Below are 20,795 nucleotides of genomic sequence, written 5' to 3'. Positions count from 1 at the left end.
CTCTTGATTTCGCTTCGCCCAACCCGAAAAGCAGCCGCACGTAAAAGGGGAGCGAGAATGAAGGCGTCGGCTGCCATCGTCACCGTCTTGATGATCGCGGCCACCGCCGCGTCGGCTGCGCCGCGGGCGCGGGAGGCGGGGGTGCGCATCGGCGTTCTCCAGCCCGGCGCGCTCAACGCGATCACCGACGTCGCGGGCGTCAAGGTCGGGCAGGTGACGATCGTCCGCGGCGATCATGTCCATACCGGGGTGACCGCGGTGCTGCCGCACGGCGGCAATCTGTTTCAGGACAAGGTGCCGGCGGGTTTCTTCGTCGCCAACGCGTTCGGCAAGTTCGTCGGCTCGACCCAGATCGAGGAACTGGGCGAGATCGAGACGCCGATCCTCCTCACCAATACGCTCAATGTCGCGGAGGGCGCCGCGGCGGCGGTCGAATGGACGCTGGCGCAGCCCGGGAACGAGCAGGTGCGGTCGGTCAACGCCGTCGTCGGTGAAACCAATGACGGTTTTCTGAACGATATCCGCGGCCGACACGTCACGATCGCCGATGCGCGCCGCGCGATCGAAGACGCGAAGGACGGGCCGGTCGCGGAGGGCGGCGTCGGCGCGGGCACCGGCACCGTCGCGTTCGGCTGGAAAGGCGGGATCGGCACGGCGTCGCGCAAGCTTCCCGCGTCCCTCGGCGGCTGGACGGTAGGCGTGCTCACCCAGACCAATTACGGCGGGGTGCTGAGCATCGCGGGCGTGCCGGTCGGCGTCCGGCTCGGTCGCTATGATTTCAAGCGCGAGATCGAACAGAAGAAAGCTGACGGGTCGGTCGTCGTGATCGTTGCCACAGATGCGCCGCTCTCCGATCGCAACCTGCGCCGGCTGGCGGAGCGCGCCTTCGCCGGGATCGCGCGGACCGGCTCGGGCTTCTCGAACGGCTCGGGCGATTATGCCGTCGCCTTCTCAACCAATCCGGCGGTGCGTCGCACGCCGGCGCGGCGATCGGGGGTGGCGGCGTCCGACCAGCTCGCCAATGACGCGATGTCGCCGCTATTCCAGGCTGTGGCGGAGGCGACCGAGGAAGCCGCGATCAACTCGCTGTTCGCCGGCACCACGGTCAAAGGGGATCAGGGGACGATCGAGGCGCTGCCGCTCGACAAGGTCCTGCCGATGCTGCGCGTCCCATGATCGGCGGCGTAGATGAAAGCTGAGCAGATGAACGGGGCCGCCAAGATGCGAAATCTGATTCTGCGAATATCGATCGCGATCCTCGGCTTGTCCTGCCTCGGTGCGGCGCCGGTTGGCTTCACCGATCTCGCCACGCCCTTCGAGCAGGTGGCCCTTGCGACCGCGGGGCAGCCGGAGGCGATGCGGATTGCCGCGGTGCGCCGCACGCTCTCCGCCTTGCTGCCGGGGGTTTATGCCGACGGCGCGGCCACGGATCGGCGCATCGCCAGGGCCCTTGCCGATTTCCCGGCGAGGCAGGACGGATATGATCGCGCGATCAGCACCTTTCCCGGCGCACTGTCCGACGCCGTGACAAAGTTCCGCACCGTTTTTCCGAGCTTCACGCCCCCGCTGCCGATCTATCTCTATCATTCGCTCGGCGTGCGCGACGGCGGCTCGGACTATCTGGAGCCCGGGCACCGCCTGGTCATGCTGTTCGGCGCCGACATGATCGCGCGGCTCCACGCCGACGATTCGCTCGAGCCTTTCCTCGATCACGAACTGTTCCACCTCGAACACCAGCGGGCGTTTCGCGATTGCGATCAATTCTGGTGCGTGCTGTGGCAGGAGGGGCTGGCGGTCGATGCCGCGGCCTCGATGAACCCGGGCGCGACCGATCATCAGCTTCTGCTCGACATGCCGGCGCCGATCAGGGCCGCGACCGATCAGCGCTGGACGACGGCGCTCTGCTTCGTTGCCGCCCATTTCGACGATACCGACGACGCGGTCGTGGCGCAGGCGTTGCAGGGCGGGGGCCACCCGCCGTCGGATTTGCCCGAGCGCTTCGGCTATTATGTCGGGTTCCGGATCGCCACCGCGACCGGGCGGAGGATCGATCAGCTCGATCGTCTCGATCATCCCGCGGCGCGCAAGCTGCTGCGCGCGACGCTCGTCCGCCTCATGGCCGATGCCAAGGCGAATTGTCCGCCGCCGGCGCTGAAGGCTGCGACGACCCAGCGAGCGGCTCATCCCGTTTGACGGAATCTGCTCCCGGGCGCAACGCGCAGGAATCCAACGGTTGACACCGATCGTTACGCTGCGTTTACTGACGACATGGGGGTTGCGATCTCCCCACGAGGCGACAGGCTGAAGCATCGCGTCCTGCTTTTGCGAAAGGGCGCGTTATGTCTGTTTTGAATATTATCTCATCCGACAAGCTCGCGCGGCTGATCGGCATTCCGACCGGTCCGGCCTTGATCGACGTGCGCGGGGGCGATGAATTCGCCGCCGAGCCGCTTCTCGTTCCCGGCAGCTTCCATCGCCCGTCGCCCGATATCGCGAGCTGGGCGCCGGCGTTCCGCGGGCGCTCGGCGGTCGTCATCTGTCGCGATGGCGGCGCATCGAGCCAGGGTGTCGCGGCCCGGCTGCGCCACGAAGGGGTCGCGGCGGAGGCGCTCGACGGCGGTCTTGCCGAATGGGCCGGCGCCGGCCTGCCGCTCGTGCCGGAGACGGCCTTGCCGCCGCGCGACGCCGACGGGCGGACGATCTGGGTGACGCGCGCCCGGCCCAAGGTCGATCGGATCGCCTGCCCGTGGCTGATCCGGCGGTTCGTCGATCCCGGCGCGGTGTTCCTGTTCGTGGCGCCGTCGGAGGTGCAGGCGGTTGCCGAGCGTTTCGATGCAGCACCGTTCGACATCGAAGGCGAAGGGGTGCGCTGGAGCCACCGCGGCGAGCTTTGCACCTTCGACGTGATGATCGAGGCGTTCGGGCTCGGCGGATATCCCGCGCTCGCGCGGCTCGCGCCGATCGTGCGCGGCGCGGATACCGCGCGGCCGGATCTCGTGCCGGAGGCGGCGGGGCTGCTCGCCGCATCGCTCGGGCTTTCGCGCATGTATGCCGACGATCTGGAGCAGCTCGAGGCGGGGATGCTTCTCTACGACGCCTTCTTCCGCTGGTGCCGCGACGCGACCGACGAAACCCACAATTGGGTATCGCACCAGCCGGCAAAGGCGCGCGCTGCGGGAAAGGGGCGGTCATGAGCGGCGCGGTCGATATCGCCGCGGCGCAGCGAAGCCACGACATCACGTTGGGCGAGGCAGTGCGCGTCTGGGCGCGGATCGCGGCACTGAGCTTCGGTGGCCCCGCCGGGCAGATTGCGGTGATGCACCGCATCCTCGTCGACGAGAAAAGATGGATCGGCGAGGCGCGTTTCCTCCACGCGCTCAATTATTGCATGCTGCTTCCCGGCCCGGAGGCACAGCAGCTCGCGGCCTATATCGGCTGGCTGCTTCACAGGACAAAGGGCGGGCTGATCGCCGGGGGGCTGTTCGTCCTGCCCGGTTTCGTCGCGATCCTCGGGCTCAGCTATCTCTATGTCCTGCTTGGCCATACACCGCTGATCACGGGGCTGTTCTTCGGGCTCAAGGCGGCGGTGCTGGCGGTGGTCGTCCAGGCGGTGGTGCGGGTCGGATCGCGTGCGCTCAAGAACAATGTGATGCGCGGGGTCGCGGCCGCGGCGTTCGTCACGATCTTCTTCTTCAATGCGCCATTCCCGCTGATCGTGCTTGCCGCCGCCGTCATCGGTTATCTTGGGGGCCGGCTCGGTTTGCCTGCCTTCTCGGGAGGAGGGGGGCACGGTCCGTCCGGCGGGAATGTCGTCCACGACCGCGATACCGTGCTCGGGGAAGACTTGCCTGACCATGCGCGTCCCAACCTCCGCTGGTCGCTCACTATCTCCAGCGTTTTCCTGATCCTCTGGCTGGCGCCGGTCGCGCTGCTCCTGGCGCTGTTCGGCCCGAGCAACGTGTTCAGCCAGATCGCGCTGTTCTTCAGCCAGATGGCGGTAGTTACCTTCGGCGGTGCCTATGCCGTGCTGGCCTATGTCGCGCAGGAGGCGGTCGGCACCTACGGCTGGCTCAGGCCAGGGGAGATGCTCGACGGCCTCGGGCTCGCCGAAACGACGCCGGGGCCGCTGATCATGGTGACGCAATTCGTCGGCTTCCTCGCCGCTTATCGCGATGCGGGCGTGTTGCAGCCGTTGGTCGCCGCGACCTTGGGGGCGATCCTCACCACCTGGGTGACGTTCGTGCCGTGCTTCCTGTGGATTTTCGCCGGAGCACCGTTCGTCGAGCGGCTGCGCGGCAATCGCGCGCTCTCCGCCGCGCTTGGCGCGATCACCGCGGCGGTGGTGGGGGTGATCCTCAACCTTGCGGTGTGGTTCGGCATCCACACGCTGTTTCGCGCGGTGCTGCGGGTCCATTATGCCGGGCTCGGGTTCGACGTGCCGGTGCTCGCGTCGCTCGATCTCGCGGCATTGCTGCTCGCGCTGGGCGCCGCGATTGCGGTATTTCGGTTCAAGGTCGGGATGATCCCGGTTCTGGCGACGACATCGGCGGTCGGCGTGTTGCTCTATTTGTCCGGCGTGGTGGCCTGAGGCGAGAGGAGAAAGACATGATGCGCGTTGCGGCAATTGCCCTGTCCAGCCTTCTCGCCTTCACGGTTCCCGCGCAGGCGGCCGAACCGTGGCAACAGGCGGTCGCCGCGGCGATCGGCAAGCCGGGCGCGGAGATGCCCGGCGGCGTCTATCGCATCGGCCTGCCGCGCAGCGATCTCAAGGTGACGCTCGACGGCGTGACGCTGAAGCCGGCGCTGGCGCTGGGATCGTGGCTGGCGTTCGCGCCGCACGGGCCGGGGCAGGCGATGGTCATGGGCGATCTGGTGCTCACCGATACCGAGGTGAATCCGGTGATGGCCAAGCTGATCGCCGGCGGGATCGAGATCACCGCGCTCCACAACCATCTGCTGCGCAACACGCCGCACACGATGTACATGCACATCGCCGGACATGGCGACCCGGCCCAGCTGGCGCGGACGCTGCACGACGCGCTGGCGCTGAGCGGCACCCCGCTCTCGGCGCCGCCCGCGAATGCTTCGGCTGCGCCCGAGGCGCTGGATCTCGATACCGGGGCGCTCGACCGCATCCTTGGCCACAAGGGCAAAGCGGGCGGCGGAGTCTATGCCTTCGGCATTCCCCGTGCCGAAGCGCCGCGCGAGGGCGAGATGGTCTTGCCGCCGGCGATGGGCGCGGCGGAGGCGATCAATTTTCAGCCGACCGAGGGCGGCAAGGCCGCGATCACCGGCGACTTCGTACTCACCGCCACAGAGGTCAACCCGGTGCTGCGGACGCTGCGCGCGAACGGGATCGAGGTGACGGCGCTCCACAACCATATGCTCGATGACGAGCCGCGGCTGTTCTTCATGCACTTCTGGGCCGATGACGACGCGCAGAAACTGGCGCGCGGGTTGGCGGCGGCGCTGAAGCACGTGGCCGTCGCGGCGAATTGAGCCGCGGCGATGCGCCGCCGCACACGCCTCTCGGCCGCGTTGCTGATCGGGCTGCCCGGATGCAGCCTGGCGCAGCCCGAACAGTCGATTTCGTCGTTCGTGCTCGAACGGACGATCCCGCTCCCCGACACCAGCGGCCGGATCGACCATCTCGCGATCGATCTGGCGGATCGTCGCCTGCTCGTCGCCGAAATCGCCAACGGGACGGTCGATATCGTCGATATCGAGGGCGGGCGCGTCGAAGCGCGGATCGCGGGTCTTTCCGAACCGCAGGGCGTCGCCTGGCTTCCGGCAGTGCGGCAGCTGGTCGTCGCCTGTGGTGACGGCACCGTGCGCTTTTATGCCGCCGATCACCACGAACTCGCGCGGCTCGACCTCGGCGACGATGCCGACAACATTCGGGTCGACCAGCGCAACGGGCGTGTCGTCGTCGGCTATGGCAAGGGCGGCCTCGCGACGATCGATCCGGCGCGTCACATCGTCGTCGCCCGGTTAGCGCTGCCCGGTCATCCCGAGGGGTTCCAGCTCGCGGGCGCGCGCGCCTATATCAATGTGCCGGGGAACGGATCGATCATCGCGGCGGATATCGATCAGGGACGGCAGCTCGCACGTTGGCTGACCGGGCTCCAGCGCCTCAACTTTCCGATGGCGATCGAGCCCAGCGGGCAGTCGATCAAGATCGCCTATCGGCTACCCGCCGGGCTCGCGACGATCGATACGCGGAACGGAAAGACGCTGTCGCTGAAGTTCGCTTGCGGGGATGCCGACGACCTGTTCCTGGCGGGCAAGCGCGTGCTGGTGATATGCGGCACCGGCCATGTCGACATCGTCGACGATGACGGCCGACGCGAGCGCATCGAAACCCAGGATGGCGCCCGCACCGGGCTCTATGTGCCTGAACTCGAAAGGTTGTTCGTCGCGGTCCCGTCACGCGGGCAGCCCGCGGCGATCTGGGTGTTCAAACAGAGCCTGCTTCATCGCCGCTGATCGCATGGCGGTCGCGCCGGTCGCGGCTCCAATGTCAAAATAGCCGAGGGCCGGCGTTTGACGGTTGTCCGGAGGGATTCTCGCGCTAGCAAGGAGACATGGGGCCACTCGATATCGCCGTCGCCGGTTGCGGGCCGGGGGGACTCGCAGCCGCTCTGCTGTTGAAGCGCGACGGACACCGCGTGACATTGTTCGAGCGGTTCGAAGCGCCGCAGCCGATCGGATCGGGGCTCATGCTCCAGCCGACCGGCCTCGCCGTGCTGAAACAGCTCGGGCTGGCCGAGATCGCGCTGGAGAGCGGGGCGCGGGTCGATCGGCTGATCGGTCAGGCCGGGACGGCCGGCCCCGTCGTGCTGGACGTGCGCTATGCCGCGCTGGGCCGCCCGTCCGCCTTCGGCATCGGCATCCATCGCGCGAGCCTGTTCGCGCTGCTTCACGATGCGGTCACCACCGCCGGCGTGCCGATCGCGACGGGACGGACGGTGGCGGGCAGCGTTGCTGACGGCGCGAAGCGTCGCCTGCATTTCGCCGACGGCGATATGGCCGGGCCTTTCGACCTCGTCGTGGACGCGCTGGGAACGCGCACCCCGCTTGCGCCACCCACGGGGCATTCGCTGGCCTATGGCGCCTTATGGGCCAGCCTCGACTGGCCCGACGCGACGACCTTCGACGAGGCGGCGCTCGAGCAGCGCTATCTGCGGGCGAGCACGATGGTCGGCGTTCTCCCCGTCGGTGCGTCGCCGCACGCCGGGCGGCGGCAGGCTGCCTTCTTCTGGTCGCTCCGCGCCGATCGGCTGGACGCCTGGCGCACCGCCGGGCTGGATGCGTGGAAAGCCGAGGTTCTGGGGCTGTGGCCCGCGTGCGCGCCGTTGCTCGATCAGATCGTCAGCCCCGATCAGCTCACCTTCGCGCATTATGCCCATCGCACGTTGCGGGATCCGGCCGAACCCGCGCTCATCCACATCGGCGACGCCTGGCATTCGGCGAGCCCGCAGCTCGGGCAGGGCGCCAATATGGCGCTGCTCGACGCCTGGGCGCTCGCCAAGGGGCTCCGCGAGAGCGAGAGCGTGGCGGAGGGGTTGGCCGACGCGGTCGCCCGACGGCGACGGCATGTCCATCTGTATCAGCGGCTCACCGCGCTGTTCACGCCGGTCTATCAATCCGACAGCCGCCTGTTGCCGCTCGTTCGCGACCGACTGGTCGGGCCGCTGTCGAAACTGTGGCCGGCAACCTGGATACAGGCGGCGATGGTCAGCGGGCTGATCGGCAATCCGCTGCGCCCGCTCGGCCTCGACGCACGGCAACCGGCTCAGCCGGACGAGCCGATCCGGCACGCGGCATGAGAAGCAAGACATCGGCCCGGGCTGATCCCGCGGCTGAACCAGCGTCGCGCCTGCCTTGAGCCGCATCCTCGTCCTCGGCGGCTACGGCGGTTTTGGCGGACGTATTGCGCGGAGGCTCGCTGCGGCCGGGCACGATGTGCTTGTCGCGGGTCGTAGTCTCGCGAAGGCTCGGGCCTTTTGCGCTGACCAGCCGCGCTTGACCCCGGTCGCGATCGATCGCGCCGCCGTCGCCGCAGCGTTGCGCGACCATCGACCAGCCGTGCTGGTCGACGCTTCGGGTCCTTTCCAGACGCTCGATTATACGATCCCGGCGGCGTGCGTCGCGGCCGGGGTCCATTATGTCGACATCGCCGACGCGCGCGCATTCGTGTGCGGCATTGTGACGCTTGACGCCGCGGCGAAGGCCGCCGGTGTCGTCGTCATCTCGGGTGCGTCCAGCGTGCCCGCGTTGTCCGGCGCCGTCGTCCGCAAACTCGCCGTCGGTTTCGAGCAGGTGCGGGCGGTCGAAATGGCGATCAGCGCGTCGAATCGCACCACCGCCGGGCCAGCCGTCGCGGCCGCGATCCTCGCCCAGCTTGGCCAGCCGCTGAAGCTCTGGCGGGGCAGGCGGTGGATCGAACGGATCGGGTGGCAAGAGCTTCGCCGCGAACATTTCGTCGTCGCCGGAGAGCGGCCGCTGGATCGCCGTCTGGTCGCGCTCGTCGATGTGCCGGACCACGAACTATTGCCGGAAAGGCTGCCCGGTCGACCGGCCGTCACCTTCCGCGCGGGCACCGAACTCGGGTTTCAGACGCGCGTATTATGGCTCGCAAGCTGGCTGGTTCGGTGGAAATTGCTGTCGAACCTGGCGCCGATGGCGCGTTTCTTGCGACCGCTGCAGGGCCTGACGGGCTGGATGGGGAGCGACCGGTCGGCGATGATCGTGCGACTGTTCGGCCTAATCGGCGGTAAGCGCGTCGAGCGCCGCTGGACGCTGCTCGCGAGCAGGGGCGACGGCCCGGAGATTCCCGCGCTGTCGGTGCCGCCCTTGATTTCGCATATCCTCGACGGGCTTGAGCCGGCCGGCGCGCGCGACGCAGGGATGAGTCTCGGTCTCTCGGACTATCAGCCTGCATTCGACGGGCTCTCGATCCGCCACGAGGTGACCGAGCATATTCGCTCGCCACCGCTCTACGCGCGGGTGATGGGGACCCGGTTCGAGCAATTGCCGCCCGCCGTCCGCGCCATGCACGAGACGCTGCGCGATGGCGGGGCGAGCGGCGTTGCCGAGGTGACCGGATCGAGAAACCTCCTGACGGGGGCCATCGCGTCGCTCATCGGCTTTCCGCGCGCCGGGACGCATGAACTCCACGTCGCATTCGAGGAGCGAGACGGTGTGGAAACGTGGATACGCACCTTCAGCGGCAAGCGCTTCCATAGCCGGCTGAGCCAGGACGGCCGCTGGCTGGTCGAGCGCTTCGGCGCGTTTCGCTTCGGGTTCGAGCTTCCTTCCGACGAACATGGGCTGGCGATGGTCATGCGCCGGTGGTGGATCGGCCCGCTTCGCCTGCCGCTGGCGCTTGCACCACGCTCGCTCGCGCGGGAATGGGAAGAGGACGGCCGTTTCCATTTTGACGTGCCGATCGCGCTGCCGGTTCTGGGCCGGATCGTGCACTATCGCGGGCGGCTTGAGGCGCGATAGATCAATGGCCGGCGACAAGCGTGCCGCCCGCCCTTGTATTCGCGTCGGCGCCGAGGCAGTCCTTCACGGATGTCCACCGAGCCGGAACTGGAAACCATCCTGCTGGGGCCGGTGCTTGCCGATCGCGAGTGCGGCGGGTGCGTGGCATGTTGCACCGTCCTGACGGTGGATACGCCCGAGTTCAAGAAACCCGCGGGAACGCCCTGCGCGCATCTCGTTCCGGGCGGGTGCGGCATTCACGAGACGCGCCCTCCGATCTGCCGGACATGGTTCTGCGCTTGGCGCCGGATCGCGAGCCTGCCCGACGAAGCCCGACCCGATCGGTCCGGTCTGCTGGTTTCGCTCAATTTCGTGCGCGAGCCGCGCAATTGCTTCGAGGGTGTCTCGATCAATGTCCGCAAGCTCGCCGGCAGCGACGCGATAGAGAGCGGGATGGCGCGCATCGTGCTCGACAGCCTGTGCGACCGGCTGGCGCCCGTCTGGTTCAGCGACGGATCGGAGAAGATGCTGATGCATCCCGACGGCGATGTCGCCCGCCTGGTTATATCGGGCGATCCCGCGCCGGCGCATCTCCGCGACGAAGTGGCCGCGTGGCGCGAGCATTACGGCGTCTTTTCGACCGAGGGCTAGAAGCTCGTTCGAACGGCGGGTTGATGCGGGGCATCCTCAACCTGCATCAGCGCCTCGGGCAGCAGGTTTACCGCTTCGGCCAATCGCTGATCCAGCAATGGCAGGAGATCGGTCCACCCGGTGATGCCGTCGATCTCCCCGGGGCCGTCGGATATCCCGCGTAGGCCGATCAACGACAGGCCGAAGCCCTGGCACGCGCGCGCCACGGCATAGGTTTCCATATCCACCATATCCGCGTCGATCGCGGCGAAAGCCTCGCCACCGACGATGTTCGCCCCGGTCGAGAGCCGCGCCGTTTCCAGCCGTAGCGGTGTCGACAGCGATATCTCGGCGGGTTGGCCGAGAAAGGGCGTCACCCCCTTCGGAAAGCCGATCCGCGAGGCATCCATATCGCGCCAGGAGACGGTACTGACCTGATAGACCTCGCCAAGCGCGCACCGCCGCGATCCTGCCGATCCGAGCGAAACGACCACATCCGGCAGGCCGCCGGATTGCTTCATCGAGGCACATGCCTGCCCCATCGCCAGCGCAGCCTCGATCGGGCCGACGCCGGTCATTAGCGGCCTGAACAACTTGCGGAGGTGAGGGCCATATTCCGCGTCCGTCGCCATGACGAACAGGACGCGCTTGCCCGCGATAAGCTCAAAATCGCCCACGAACCCTCACTTCTATCGGGAAACCTCTTATGGGCTGCGCGAAGTCTTTTCTGCAACAAGACCCGCAACCGCTAAAGATTTTGACAGCGCCGCTCGGCCGGTTTGGCGCATCACCGCCTCCACAAACGGAGGACCCGCTATGAACCGCAGAGATATGCTGCGCTTTGGCGTAGGCGCGATCGCATGCGCCGCGATCGCGCACCCCGCGCGCGCCGCACCGAGCTTCGATCGGTTTCGCGTGCCGGAATGGAGCCGGCGTCGACGCTTCGTCAGCAACGGTTTCGGCCGGATCGCCTTTATCGATCAGGGATCGGGCGACCCCGCGCTCTTTCTGCACGGTTATCCGCTGAGCGGTTTTCAATGGCGGGATGCAGTCGAGCAGCTCGGGCTGTTTTACCGCTGTATCGTGCCCGATTTCCTAGGGTTGGGTGCGACCGAAGCGGCCGAGGGGCAGGACCTGTCGGCGCCGAGCCAGGCCGCGATGCTCATCGCGCTGCTCGACGCGCTGAAGATCGCCCGCGTCCATGTCGTCGCCAACGACAGCGGCGGTGCGGTGGCGCAATTGCTCGCGGCGCATCACCCCGATCGCGTCCGCACCTTGTTGCTCACCAATTGCGATACCGAGCGGCAGAGTCCACCGCCGGCGATGCGGCCGGTGATCGAGCTGGCGCGCAACGGCCTCTATGTGAAGCAATGGATCGAGCCGTGGTACGCAAGCCGCGACCGCGCCCGTGCCGCCGATCAGTTCGGCGGGATGTGCTACGCCGATCCGGCCAATCCCACCGACGAAGCGATCGAGATGTATTTCGGCCCGCTTCTGTCGAGCCCGGCGCGCGCGCGTCAGGCCGAGGCGCACGCGATCGCGCAGGGCGGCAACGCGTTGCGCGGTATCGCGCCGATGCTGGCGCGCTGTCCCGTCCCGACGCGTATCGTGTGGGGAACGGCCGATACGATCTTCGAACCCGCGAACGCCGATTTTCTCGCGCAGGCTTTCGGCAATTCGCGCGGCGTCCGGCGGATCGAAAAGGCCAAATTGTTCTGGCCCGAGGAGCGGCCGGACGTAATCGTCGAAGAGGCCGACGCGCTGTGGCGCGGGGCCAAAGCGTGAAAGGGCCGATCGTGCTGCAATCGCTGTCCCGCGCCGTGCAGGGCGCGGCGTTGCTCCTGGCGACTATCGTCGCGACGCCGTCCGTTGCATCGGATCATCTCGATTCGCCGTCGGTGATCGCCGATCCGCGCGCCGACATCGGCGATCTCTTCGCCTGGATCGCGCCCGACGGACGGCATCTCAATCTGGTGATGACGATCGTCGGGCACAGCCTTTCCGACAAGATCGCTTATGTCTTTCATATCGACAGCGGACGCCGCTTCGGCCGGACGACCGCGACGATCGATCTCGTTTGCCGCTTCGCCAACGCGACCGCCGCCGATTGCACGTTAGGGAAAGTCGACCGGGCGCGCGGCGATGCCAGCTATGCGGAGGGGCTGCTGAGCGGCGGGAAAAGCTTCCGCGTCTATGCCGGGCTGCGTGACGATCCCTTCTTCAACAACGTCCGCGGCACGCGTGACATGTACAATGTCGCGACCAAGGCGCTCGCCGGCTCCGCGCGCTATGATGCTGCGAACTGTCCGAGGTTCGATGCGGCGCAAACCGCCGCGATCCGCGATGCGTGGCGGCACACCAACGGCGGACCACCGACGAACTTCCTGCGCGGATGGACGCCGGATTCGATCGTCGTCTCGGTCGATCTCGCGCCGGTCACCCGGGGTGGCCCGCTGATCGCGGTCTGGGCATCGACGCGCGGCCCCAAAGGGCAGATCGACCGGGCGGCGCGTCCGCTCACCGGCAATGCGCTGCTCGTCACGCTGGGATCGGACGATGCGCAGAACGAGATCAAGGAGCGATACAATCACGCGAGCCCGGCAACCGGCGCGCCCTTTGTCGCGGAGATCGCCAAAGGGATCGCATTGTACGACGGCCTCGACGGCCGATGCGGCGACAGCCTGCTGGTCGACCACAATGCCCCGCCGGCGCGGCGATATTGGCCGTTGGCGCGGTTGCTTGCCGACGACCGGTTATGGATCAACAGCCGCTCGTCGATCTGCACCCAGCTTTTCGCGGCCGAGCGCGCCGCGCTGAACGGCGAGCGCGCGCTGGAGAAGGATTGCGGGGGCCGCACGATCAATTACGACGCGGTGAACGTCTATCGATCGTTGCTCGCCAATGGCACCACCAGCGGCATCGACGACGGCGTCCATGCGGATGAGAAGGTGCATTCCACCTCGATCTTCCCGTTCCTGGCTGCGCCCGATCCTGCGGTGCCGGGGTCATGAGGAACATCGTGCCGGCCGTCGCCGCCGCGGCGCTTGCGATCATATCCAGCCCGGCGGCCGCGCATACCGGGACGGGGCTCGCCGGTGGGTTCGCGTCGGGGTTCATGCATCCGTTGAGCGGGTGGGATCATCTTCTCGCGATGATCTCGGTCGGGCTTTGGGGCGCATTTCTCGGCCGGCCGCTGATCTACCTGCTGCCGGTTACTTTCCCGCTGATGATGGTGGTCGGCGCGGTAGCGGGCATGTTCGCGCGGCCGATGCCGCCGGTCGAGATCGGGATCGCCTTGTCGGTGCTCGTTCTCGGCGGCTGCGTCGCGGCCGCTTTCCGCGCGCCGGTCTGGCTCGCGGTGACCGTCGTTGCGACGTTCGCGCTGTTCCACGGCTACGCTCATGGCCGCGAACTGCCCTCCGCCGCCGATCCGATCGGCTATAGCACCGGCTTCGTTCTCGCCACCGGCGCTCTCCATGTCGTCGGCATAGCGATCGGCCTTGCTGCGGATCACCGGCACGGTGCGATCGCGATTCGGCTGGCGGGCGGCGCGATCGCCGTGCTGGGCGTCGTCTTTCTGGTACAGGCGGCGGGCGCATGAGAGATCCGCATCTCGCGCTCGCGTTGCTCGGGGTCGCGACCGGGGGGCTGACGGTCGGTTTCGGCCGGAAAGGGGGCGTGCTGCTCGGCGCGATTGCGCTCGCCGTGATCGTCGGTGCGGTCTTGCCCACGCCCGACGCGGGAAGGGGCGAGCCGCTGCTGGCGCTGGCCTGGGGGCTCATCATCATCGCGGCGGGCAGCCTGTGGTTGCCCGATCGCTTGCGCCCCCACGCGCTGAACCTCGTGATCGCGATCGTTTCGGGCGGCACGGCGGGACTGCTCGGCCGGGTGGCGGGCGTGGGAACGCTCGGCTGGTTCGCCGTGGCGCTCACCTTCTCCACCGTCGTGAGCATCCTGCTGGCAAGGAAGCGCTCGCGGTTGCCAATCCGTGTGGTTGCCGGCTGGCTTGTCGCGATCGGGGCGCTGAACGCCACGCTCACGATCCTGCCCGTGACGCCGGGCTATCTGCCCGATCATCTGGAGTAAGCGATGCCTCTTCGTTTCGCCCCGCTGTGCCTGCTCGCCGTCGCCGTCGCCGCCGACGCGCATGATTTCTGGCTCCAACCCGCGCGCTGGCAAGCCGCGCCGGGCGAGCCGATCCGGATGACGCTGCAGGTCGGGCACGGCCCGTATCGCCAGCGCTCGCCGATCCCCGCGCGACGGATCGTGCGGTTTGCGGCGATCGCGCCGAACGGGCGGCAGATCGACCTCAGGCCCGGCATGCATATCGGCGGCGCGGATGACGCGACGGCGGCGTTCGGTGCGCCGGGAACCTATGTCGTCTTGCTCGAAACCGACAATCGCGCCGAAAGCCATCTGCCGGCGATCCGCTTCAACGATTATCTCAAGGTCGAAGGTTTGACGCCCGCGATCGCGCTGCGCACCAGCGCGGGGCGCATGGATGCGGACGGCGCGGAGAATTATAGCCGCCACGCGAAGACGATCGTACGCGTCGGGCTTGCGGGTGCGCAGCCGGCGAGCCGCGTGACGAAGCCCGCCGGGTTGGCGCTGGAGATCGTGCCGGAGGCCGATCCGCTGACGATCGGGCGCGGCGGCGCGCTGCCGGTGCGCATCTATTATCGCGGCACGCCGCTCGCCGGCGCGCTGGTGAAGCTGAACGACCTCGACCACGATGCCGAACCCGTCGCGATGCGCCGCAGCGACGCGCAGGGGCGTGCGGTGTTCAGATTGCCCGGCAAGGGCAACTGGCAGCTCAACGTCATCTGGACGCGGCCGCAGCCGAAAACCAGCCTCACCGATTTCGACACCAGTTTCTCCAGCCTCAGCTTTGGCGCGATCGAATGATGCGCTACATTGGCAGGGAGATGGGCAGGCCATGAACGAATTGCGCGTCACATCGCTGCTGGAAACGACGACGCTGTCGATCCGTGACATACGGTGCAGCGGCGACTGCAAGCATAAGACGCCGAGCGAATGCGCGACCGCGCTCCACCTCGTCTATCCCTATCGCGGCGCGTTCATGCGGCATGTCGGCGCGGGGGAAACCGTCGCGGAGGCCAATCAGCTCGTCTTCTTCAACGAAGACGAGGAATATGCCGTCAGCCATCCCGTATCGGGCGGCGACGGTTGCTTGTCGATCGCGGTCGATCCCGCGCTGATCCGGGAATTGGCACCCGCCGACCAGCTCGCGGAGGGGCCGGCGACCCGCTTCAGGCGCGCCCATCGCGGCATCGATCCCAGGGCGCAGGCGCTCGTCGCGCTGCTGCGCCACGGCCTCGCGCGCGGGGCAATGGAAACGCTGGAGGCGGAAACGCTTGCCCTCACGCTGATCCGCCGGTCGCTCGGCGAGCGCACCTCGCACGAACGGGCGACGAGCTATGGGCGCGAGAAATTGGTCGACCGGACCAAGCTGCTGCTCGCCGCCGATCCCGGGCGTCGCTGGACGCTGGCGGCGATTGCGCGGGAGGTCGGGGTGTCGCCGGTGTATCTCACCCAGGTCTTCGCACAGGCCGAAGGGGTGCCGCTCTATCGCTATCAGCTACGCCTGCGGCTGGCGCGCGCGCTCGATCTGCTCAGCGATTGCCGCGATCTGACCATGCTCGCGCTCGATCTCGGCTTTTCCAGCCACAGCCATTTCACCTCCGCGTTCCGCCAGCTCTATGGTCGCTCGCCGGGGGAATTCCAGCGCGCCGTCCGGGTACGGTGACCTTAAGAGCGGCTAAGTAATCGACAGCGGACAACGCCTTCCGTCGGCATCGTTGAATCGAGGAGAAAAGCCATGCAGGACAATTGCGCAGCATGCGACATGCCGCTCGACGAGGCGCGCCGATCGGTCACCATCGGCGGCACCGTCGTCGAAGTGTGCTGCGAGCAATGTGCCATCGCGCTGCGCGAAGCGACGGCGTCCGTCGATCGGGAGGGCGTGTGACGGTTCGACGCACTCGATGTGCGTGGGGCGTCCACAAGGGCTAGCCACGCGCACCACAGGTCGTAATCACTGCTCGTCAAATCGGCTTGGCCGGCTAAATATAATCCGGAGCGGAGGCGGGCGAATGAATATTTTCATTGGGGAGTTATTGGGGACGGCGGCGCTTATCTTGTTTGGCAACGGTGTCGTCGCCGGCGTCCTCCTCAAGGATTCGAAAGCCGAGAGCGCGGGATGGATGGCGATCACGACCGGCTGGGCCTTCGCCGTTCTTATCGGCATCATTGTCGCCAAGGCATGCGGCAGCCAGCCGGCCTATCTCAACCCCGCATTCGCGATCGGCATGGCGATATTGCACAACAATTGGACGGATATAGCCCAAGCAGTGGCGGGCGAAATGCTCGGCGCGATCTTGGGCGCGACGCTGGTTTTCCTTCATTATTTGCCCCATTGGCAAAGAACGCCCGATCCCGCGATCAAGCGCGCGGCCTTCTGCACCGAGCCCGCCATTCGCCGCCCGACGGCAAATTTCGTGAGCGAGGTCATCGGGACATTCGCTCTGACGTTCGTCGCCGGCGCGCTCTTTTCCCGGCAGGTATCGCCGAACGGGGTCCCTGACGGGATCGGCCCTTATCTTGTTGGCGTCCTCGTCTGGGGCATCGGCCTGTCGCTCGGCGGAACCACCGGCTATGCCATCAATCCCGCACGCGATCTGGGACCCCGTATCGCGCACGCGCTGCTGCCTGTTCCCGGCAAGGGCAGTTCGGATTGGGGCTATGCCGCGATTCCAGTCCTCGGGCCGATTGTCGGCGGCTGCCTCGCCGGCCTCGCGCTTTTGTGCGTTATTGGTTGAGGTTCGGAAACGGGCGCGCGCACGGGGGCGTGGAACAATCTTACATGGCAGAAGCCCCGCGCGAGCTAGGTTATCGTCGCTGACGCCCCTTTCTCGGTGATCGCCGCCGGGAGATCAGGGCAGCGACAAAGGTTCCTGATCTACCCGATAGGCAAAGAGTCGCTCCTGCGCCTTCTGTCCGAGCGGGACGAAAAGCGGCAGCAGCAAATCGCGCAGGCGCAGCGAGAGCCAGCCCTGGGCCTTTTTGGGCGTGCCGCTCTGCCGACCGAGGCGAACTGCCGCTTCGACCCGCGCGCGGCGCAGCGATTCGAAGCGCTCGAACGCCCGGGCGGGCGCGGGTTCGGCCGCGATCGCGGCCGCGAGCACGAGCGCGTCCTCCAGCGCCATCGAGGCGCCTTGGCCGGAATGGGGCGTGACTGCGTGGGCCGCGTCGCCGATCAATACCACCCGCCCGAGCGACCAGTGCGAGAGGCTTGGAATGTCGAAATCCGGATAGACACGAATGTCCGCTGGATCGACTGCCGCGATGATCCGTCGATTGACCTCAGGGTCGAGCCGGTGAAGGCCCGCCAGGAATTGCGCCAGCGGTGCGCCCGTCAGGGGTGTGGCGCGGTTTTCTTCGGCCTGGGGAAAGGTGTTGAACCAATGGACTGGGGCGGCTGGCGCCTTGATGTAGCCGAAGAAGGCATTGCGACCGAAGGTCATGTGCATGCGGCCGTCGGTGGGGGGCACATCGGGCACGTCGACGATGCCGCCGCTGCCCTGCAGGCCGTTATAGGCGGGCGCCGGGAGGTCGGGCATGGTGAGGCGGCGCACGCGCGAGCGCAGCCCGTCGGCGCCGACCAGGATGTCAAAGCGCTCGCCGCCGCCGTCCGATCCGGTCACCAGCACGTCGGACGAGGTTTGCGTGACAGCGTCGACCGCCGTGCCGAAGCGGATGGCGATCCCGGCAGCCCGCGCCGCCTCGAGCAGGATCGCGCCCAATTCGCCACGGGGGATAGTGACCGATGGCGCGGCGAAACGCTGGACGTGCCTCGTATAATCGAGCGCCCCCAGCACGCGGCCACGTTCGTTGTGAAAGACCAGACCGCGGGTCTCGATGCCGCGCGCGAGCGCCGCGTCCGCCAGGCCCAGTCCGCGCAGCGCGTTCATGCCGTTGGGCGCCAGCGTCAGGAAGATGCCTTCGTTCCGCAGCTGCTCCTCGCTTCTCTTCTCGATGACGGTGGGCGCAAAGCCCCGGCGGACCAGCGCCAGGGCGAGCGCCAGCCCGGCGAAACCCGCCCCGACGATACCGATCCGTGTTTTCATCCTTGCCCCATCGATCTTGCCGGTACATGCTATGACAATTGAACTATTAGACGATATGATAATTAGATGATCGAATCAAATGAGTCGAGCAAGGCCTGGCTGATCGAGCGGCTTGGTGGCCTGATCATGCGCTGGCAGGACGCCACCCAGCGCTACGACGAAACCGTGGGCGAGATCTTTCGGCTGGGTCCCGCCGAGCGGCTGTGCCTGAGCTTCCTCGCCGGCGGCCCGCAGCCGGCGAGCGCGATTGCCCGGGCTACCCGGCTCACCCCTGCGGCGGTGACGGCGCTGGTCGACCGGCTGGAAGCCCGCAACTATGTTCGCCGCCGCCCGGACCCGCTCGACAGGCGCAAGGTGTTGGTGGAGGCGGGCGCAGCAACCGAAGCGCTGATCCAGAAGGCCTATCTGCCGCTGGCCCAGGCCGGCGCCGCCGCGTTCGACCAGCGCAGCACCGAGGAATTGCGGATCGTGGCCGACGTGCTGGAACAAATCATCGCCATCCAGGACGGCATGACCGAACAATTGCTCGCCCCTTAGGGAGAGCGAGCCGCTTGCGAGAGCATAACGTGCGGCGTTGATAATATTCGAGCGCGCAAACTCTGCCGCGCTCCCTGAGAATCGTGGCGCCGGGATCACCGTGGTTACCGGCGTTTAATAAATCCGGCCGGTTTATACCTGTTTTCGGGGATACTCGCCGCACTCATTCTGAACTAATTGGACGTCCGATTTTGCATCGGGCCGGCGCTGGGGCGAAGAAGCCCGGCCCGTTGCACCTTAAAGGAAGGGCAACGGGGAATGAAGCGACGGCGGCATGGCTTGATGCTGGGCGTATCCTGGCTTTGGGCGAGCGCGCTCGGCGGCGCGCCGGCGCAGGCCCAGACCGCGAGCCAGATCACCCCGCCGAGCTATGCGCCGGCGCTCGAACGCCCCGCAGCGCCCGTCGTCATCCCCCAGGGGCCGGGGGTGACCGCGCCGCCGGGATCGGAAGCGCTGATCGTTACCCTGTCGGGGGTGCGCGTCGACGGGCTCGCGATCGAGCCGGCCGAACTGGCGACCTTGCGTGAAACCCTGGTCGGGCATCCCGTGAGCATCGCCGAAATCTTCGCGACGGCGCGCGCGCTGGAAACGTGGTTCGCGGCGAGCGGGCGCGTGCTGGTGCGGGTCAGCGTTCCTGCGCAGCACCTCGATAACGGTGCCGAGCTTCGCCTCGTCGTCACCGCGGGGCAGATCGAAAGCGTCGATACGAGCAATCTGCCCCCGCCGGTGCGCGGCCGGATCGCGCACATGCTGGCGCCGCTGGTCGGGCAATCGGCGGTGACGATGGCCGCGATCGAGCGACGGCTGCTGCTGGCGGGGGATATGCCGGGCGTCGCGCTGCGCTCGACGCTGGCACCGGGCACGACCCCCGGCGGCACGGTCCTCATCATCTCCGCCGATTATCGCCCGGTGAGCGGCTATCTCACGCTCGATAACAATCTGCCGCGCGCATTGGGCGGCGATGCGTTCGGGCTCGGCGTCAATTTCAACACGATGCTCGGGCTGGGGGAGACGATCTATCTGCGCGCGAGCGGTTTTCCGAACGGCGGCAACGGGATCAGCCTGCTCGACGCGACCCCGCGCAACCGCGCGCTGGTCGGCGGCGTGATCGTGCCGCTCGGCACCAACGGGCTGACCTTCAACGTCGAGGCGACCGACGCGCGCACCGCGCCGCGCCACGACGCGCTGTCGCTGGGCACCGCTAGCAAATTCCAGCGGATCAGCGCGCGGCTCGCTTATCCCTTCATTCGCAGCCGCGCGCTGACCGTCTCGGGCGAGCTTGCGTTCGATACGCAGCGCGAGGCGGTCGATGCGATCAGCCCGTTGCGGCTGCCGCTCTCGCTCGATCGGATGCGGATCGCGCGCGCGGCCGGGTCGGTGGCGGGGGCACTGGCCGGCGGCGGCAACTTCTTCGCGCGGCTCGAGGCATCGGTCGGGATCGACGGGCTCGGCGCCCGCTCGGCCGCCGATGCGACGCCGCTGTTGCCGCTCTCGCGGCAGGGAGCAGACGCCAGCTTTACCAAGCTGATGCTGGATATGTCGCTGCGCCAGCCGGTGCCGGCGGGATTCACGATCGCGGTCAATGGCCGCGCGCAGACCGCGTTCGGCAATACGCTGGTCAACGCCGAGCAGATCGGCCTCGCGACGCTCGACGGGGTTTCCCCGCTGCGTTCGGGCACCTTGCAGGGCGATAGCGGCTATGTCGCGCGCGCCGAGCTGGCGCGCCCGATCGACGTCGCGCTCGGCGCCGGGCGGGCGGAGATCGCGCCCTATCTGTTCGGGGTCGCCGGCAATACGCATCTCGCACGCCCGACGATATTCGAGCGCCGCTCGACCGACGTTTATGCATTCGGTGCGGGCGCGCGGTTCCACTTGCGCACGCGGCGCGGCGCGCCGGCGCTGTCGACCGCGCTCGAATGGGGCCGCGCGCATATCGAGCGCGCCGGCAACGCCGATCGCGTCACCTTCACGATGATCACCCGGTTCTGACAG

21 protein-coding genes are annotated in these 20,795 nt (G+C 67.6%); 19 read left to right on the top strand and 2 right to left on the bottom strand.

Annotation, left to right across the window (positions count from 1 at the left end):
- Nucleotides 1-57: 57 nt before the first annotated feature.
- The 9 genes from BGN95_RS07760 to BGN95_RS07720 all read left to right on the top strand — a co-directional run bounded on the left by BGN95_RS07760 (nt 58) and on the right by BGN95_RS07720 (nt 10,140).
- Nucleotides 58-1,176, top strand: coding sequence for a P1 family peptidase (locus tag BGN95_RS07760; RefSeq protein ID WP_265270316.1), 1,119 nt, complete (start codon nt 58-60; stop codon nt 1,174-1,176).
- Nucleotides 1,177-1,221: 45 nt separating this feature from the next.
- On the top strand, nt 1,222-2,193 hold the full coding sequence (locus tag BGN95_RS07755) for a DUF2268 domain-containing putative Zn-dependent protease (protein ID WP_286772202.1): 972 nt from the start codon (nt 1,222-1,224) through the stop codon (nt 2,191-2,193).
- Nucleotides 2,194-2,339: 146 nt separating this feature from the next.
- Nucleotides 2,340-3,194 carry a chromate resistance protein ChrB domain-containing protein gene (locus tag BGN95_RS07750; RefSeq protein WP_286772199.1) on the top strand — a complete coding sequence of 285 codons (855 nt, stop codon included), beginning with the start codon at nt 2,340-2,342 and terminating at the stop codon, nt 3,192-3,194.
- Nucleotides 3,191-4,588 carry a chromate efflux transporter gene (gene chrA / locus BGN95_RS07745; protein WP_286772196.1) on the top strand — a complete coding sequence of 466 codons (1,398 nt, stop codon included), beginning with the start codon at nt 3,191-3,193 and terminating at the stop codon, nt 4,586-4,588. Before BGN95_RS07750 ends, chrA begins: the two co-directional genes overlap by 4 nt.
- Before the next feature lie 17 nt (nt 4,589-4,605).
- A complete protein-coding gene (locus BGN95_RS07740) occupies nt 4,606-5,499 on the top strand; it encodes a DUF1259 domain-containing protein (RefSeq protein WP_265313065.1) in 894 nt (297 codons plus the stop codon).
- Nucleotides 5,500-5,508: 9 nt separating this feature from the next.
- Entirely contained in the window at nt 5,509-6,486 is a 978-nt protein-coding gene (locus BGN95_RS07735) for a YncE family protein (RefSeq protein ID WP_265270325.1), read from the top strand.
- 98 nt (nt 6,487-6,584) lie between these two features.
- A complete protein-coding gene (locus tag BGN95_RS07730) occupies nt 6,585-7,829 on the top strand; it encodes an FAD-dependent oxidoreductase (protein ID WP_286772195.1) in 1,245 nt (414 codons plus the stop codon).
- A gap of 55 nt (nt 7,830-7,884) precedes the next feature.
- The gene (locus BGN95_RS07725) at nt 7,885-9,510 is read left to right on the top strand and encodes a saccharopine dehydrogenase family protein (protein WP_286772194.1); all 1,626 of its coding nucleotides are present in this window, start codon (nt 7,885-7,887) and stop codon (nt 9,508-9,510) included.
- Nucleotides 9,511-9,579: 69 nt separating this feature from the next.
- Entirely contained in the window at nt 9,580-10,140 is a 561-nt protein-coding gene (locus tag BGN95_RS07720) for a YkgJ family cysteine cluster protein (protein ID WP_286772193.1), read from the top strand.
- Here BGN95_RS07720 and BGN95_RS07715 read toward each other — a convergent pair.
- The gene (locus BGN95_RS07715; RefSeq protein ID WP_286772191.1) at nt 10,137-10,796 is read right to left on the bottom strand and encodes a 5'-methylthioadenosine/S-adenosylhomocysteine nucleosidase; all 660 of its coding nucleotides are present in this window, start codon (nt 10,794-10,796) and stop codon (nt 10,137-10,139) included. The genes BGN95_RS07720 and BGN95_RS07715 overlap by 4 nt on opposite strands.
- A 139-nt stretch (nt 10,797-10,935) precedes the next feature.
- Here BGN95_RS07715 and BGN95_RS07710 point away from each other — a divergent pair, with 139 nt between their 5' ends.
- From BGN95_RS07710 to BGN95_RS07675, 8 genes are all read left to right on the top strand, one after another.
- Entirely contained in the window at nt 10,936-11,904 is a 969-nt protein-coding gene (locus tag BGN95_RS07710; protein WP_265270335.1) for an alpha/beta fold hydrolase, read from the top strand.
- On the top strand, nt 11,901-13,130 hold the full coding sequence (locus tag BGN95_RS07705) for a DUF4331 family protein (protein WP_286772186.1): 1,230 nt from the start codon (nt 11,901-11,903) through the stop codon (nt 13,128-13,130). Before BGN95_RS07710 ends, BGN95_RS07705 begins: the two co-directional genes overlap by 4 nt.
- The gene (locus BGN95_RS07700) at nt 13,127-13,720 is read left to right on the top strand and encodes a HupE/UreJ family protein (protein WP_286772185.1); all 594 of its coding nucleotides are present in this window, start codon (nt 13,127-13,129) and stop codon (nt 13,718-13,720) included. Before BGN95_RS07705 ends, BGN95_RS07700 begins: the two co-directional genes overlap by 4 nt.
- Nucleotides 13,717-14,205: a hypothetical protein gene (locus tag BGN95_RS07695; RefSeq protein WP_286772184.1), complete on the top strand. Its 489-nt coding sequence runs from the start codon at nt 13,717-13,719 to the stop codon at nt 14,203-14,205. The genes BGN95_RS07700 and BGN95_RS07695 overlap by 4 nt, the downstream gene beginning before the upstream one ends.
- Before the next feature lie 3 nt (nt 14,206-14,208).
- Nucleotides 14,209-15,024, top strand: a complete 816-nt coding sequence (locus BGN95_RS07690; protein WP_286772183.1) for a DUF4198 domain-containing protein — start codon at nt 14,209-14,211, stop codon at nt 15,022-15,024.
- A gap of 31 nt (nt 15,025-15,055) precedes the next feature.
- A complete protein-coding gene (locus tag BGN95_RS07685) occupies nt 15,056-15,886 on the top strand; it encodes a helix-turn-helix transcriptional regulator (protein WP_286772182.1) in 831 nt (276 codons plus the stop codon).
- Between the two features lie 72 nt (nt 15,887-15,958).
- Complete coding sequence (locus tag BGN95_RS07680) at nt 15,959-16,108, top strand: hypothetical protein (protein WP_265313054.1); 150 nt, start codon at nt 15,959-15,961, stop codon at nt 16,106-16,108.
- A 124-nt stretch (nt 16,109-16,232) separates the two neighbouring features.
- On the top strand, nt 16,233-16,958 hold the full coding sequence (locus BGN95_RS07675) for an MIP/aquaporin family protein (RefSeq protein ID WP_265313053.1): 726 nt from the start codon (nt 16,233-16,235) through the stop codon (nt 16,956-16,958).
- 114 nt (nt 16,959-17,072) lie between these two features.
- Here the strand turns inward: BGN95_RS07675 and BGN95_RS07670 are convergent, their stop codons facing one another.
- Nucleotides 17,073-18,266: an FAD-dependent monooxygenase gene (locus BGN95_RS07670; RefSeq protein WP_286772181.1), complete on the bottom strand. Its 1,194-nt coding sequence runs from the start codon at nt 18,264-18,266 to the stop codon at nt 17,073-17,075.
- Between the two features lie 66 nt (nt 18,267-18,332).
- Here BGN95_RS07670 and BGN95_RS07665 point away from each other — a divergent pair, with 66 nt between their 5' ends.
- Nucleotides 18,333-18,803, top strand: coding sequence for a MarR family winged helix-turn-helix transcriptional regulator (locus tag BGN95_RS07665; protein ID WP_286772180.1), 471 nt, complete (start codon nt 18,333-18,335; stop codon nt 18,801-18,803).
- Between the two features lie 282 nt (nt 18,804-19,085).
- On the top strand, nt 19,086-20,792 hold the full coding sequence (locus BGN95_RS07660; RefSeq protein WP_286772179.1) for a ShlB/FhaC/HecB family hemolysin secretion/activation protein: 1,707 nt from the start codon (nt 19,086-19,088) through the stop codon (nt 20,790-20,792).
- Nucleotides 20,793-20,795: the final 3 nt, after the last annotated feature.

The sequence above is a fragment of the Sphingomonas sp. 66-10 genome (genome assembly GCF_001897045.1).
Lineage (GTDB): Bacteria > Pseudomonadota > Alphaproteobacteria > Sphingomonadales > Sphingomonadaceae > Sphingomonas > Sphingomonas lycopersici.
The sequence above is the reverse complement of the archived record's forward strand: the minus strand, read 5'-3'. Positions and strand labels throughout refer to the sequence as shown.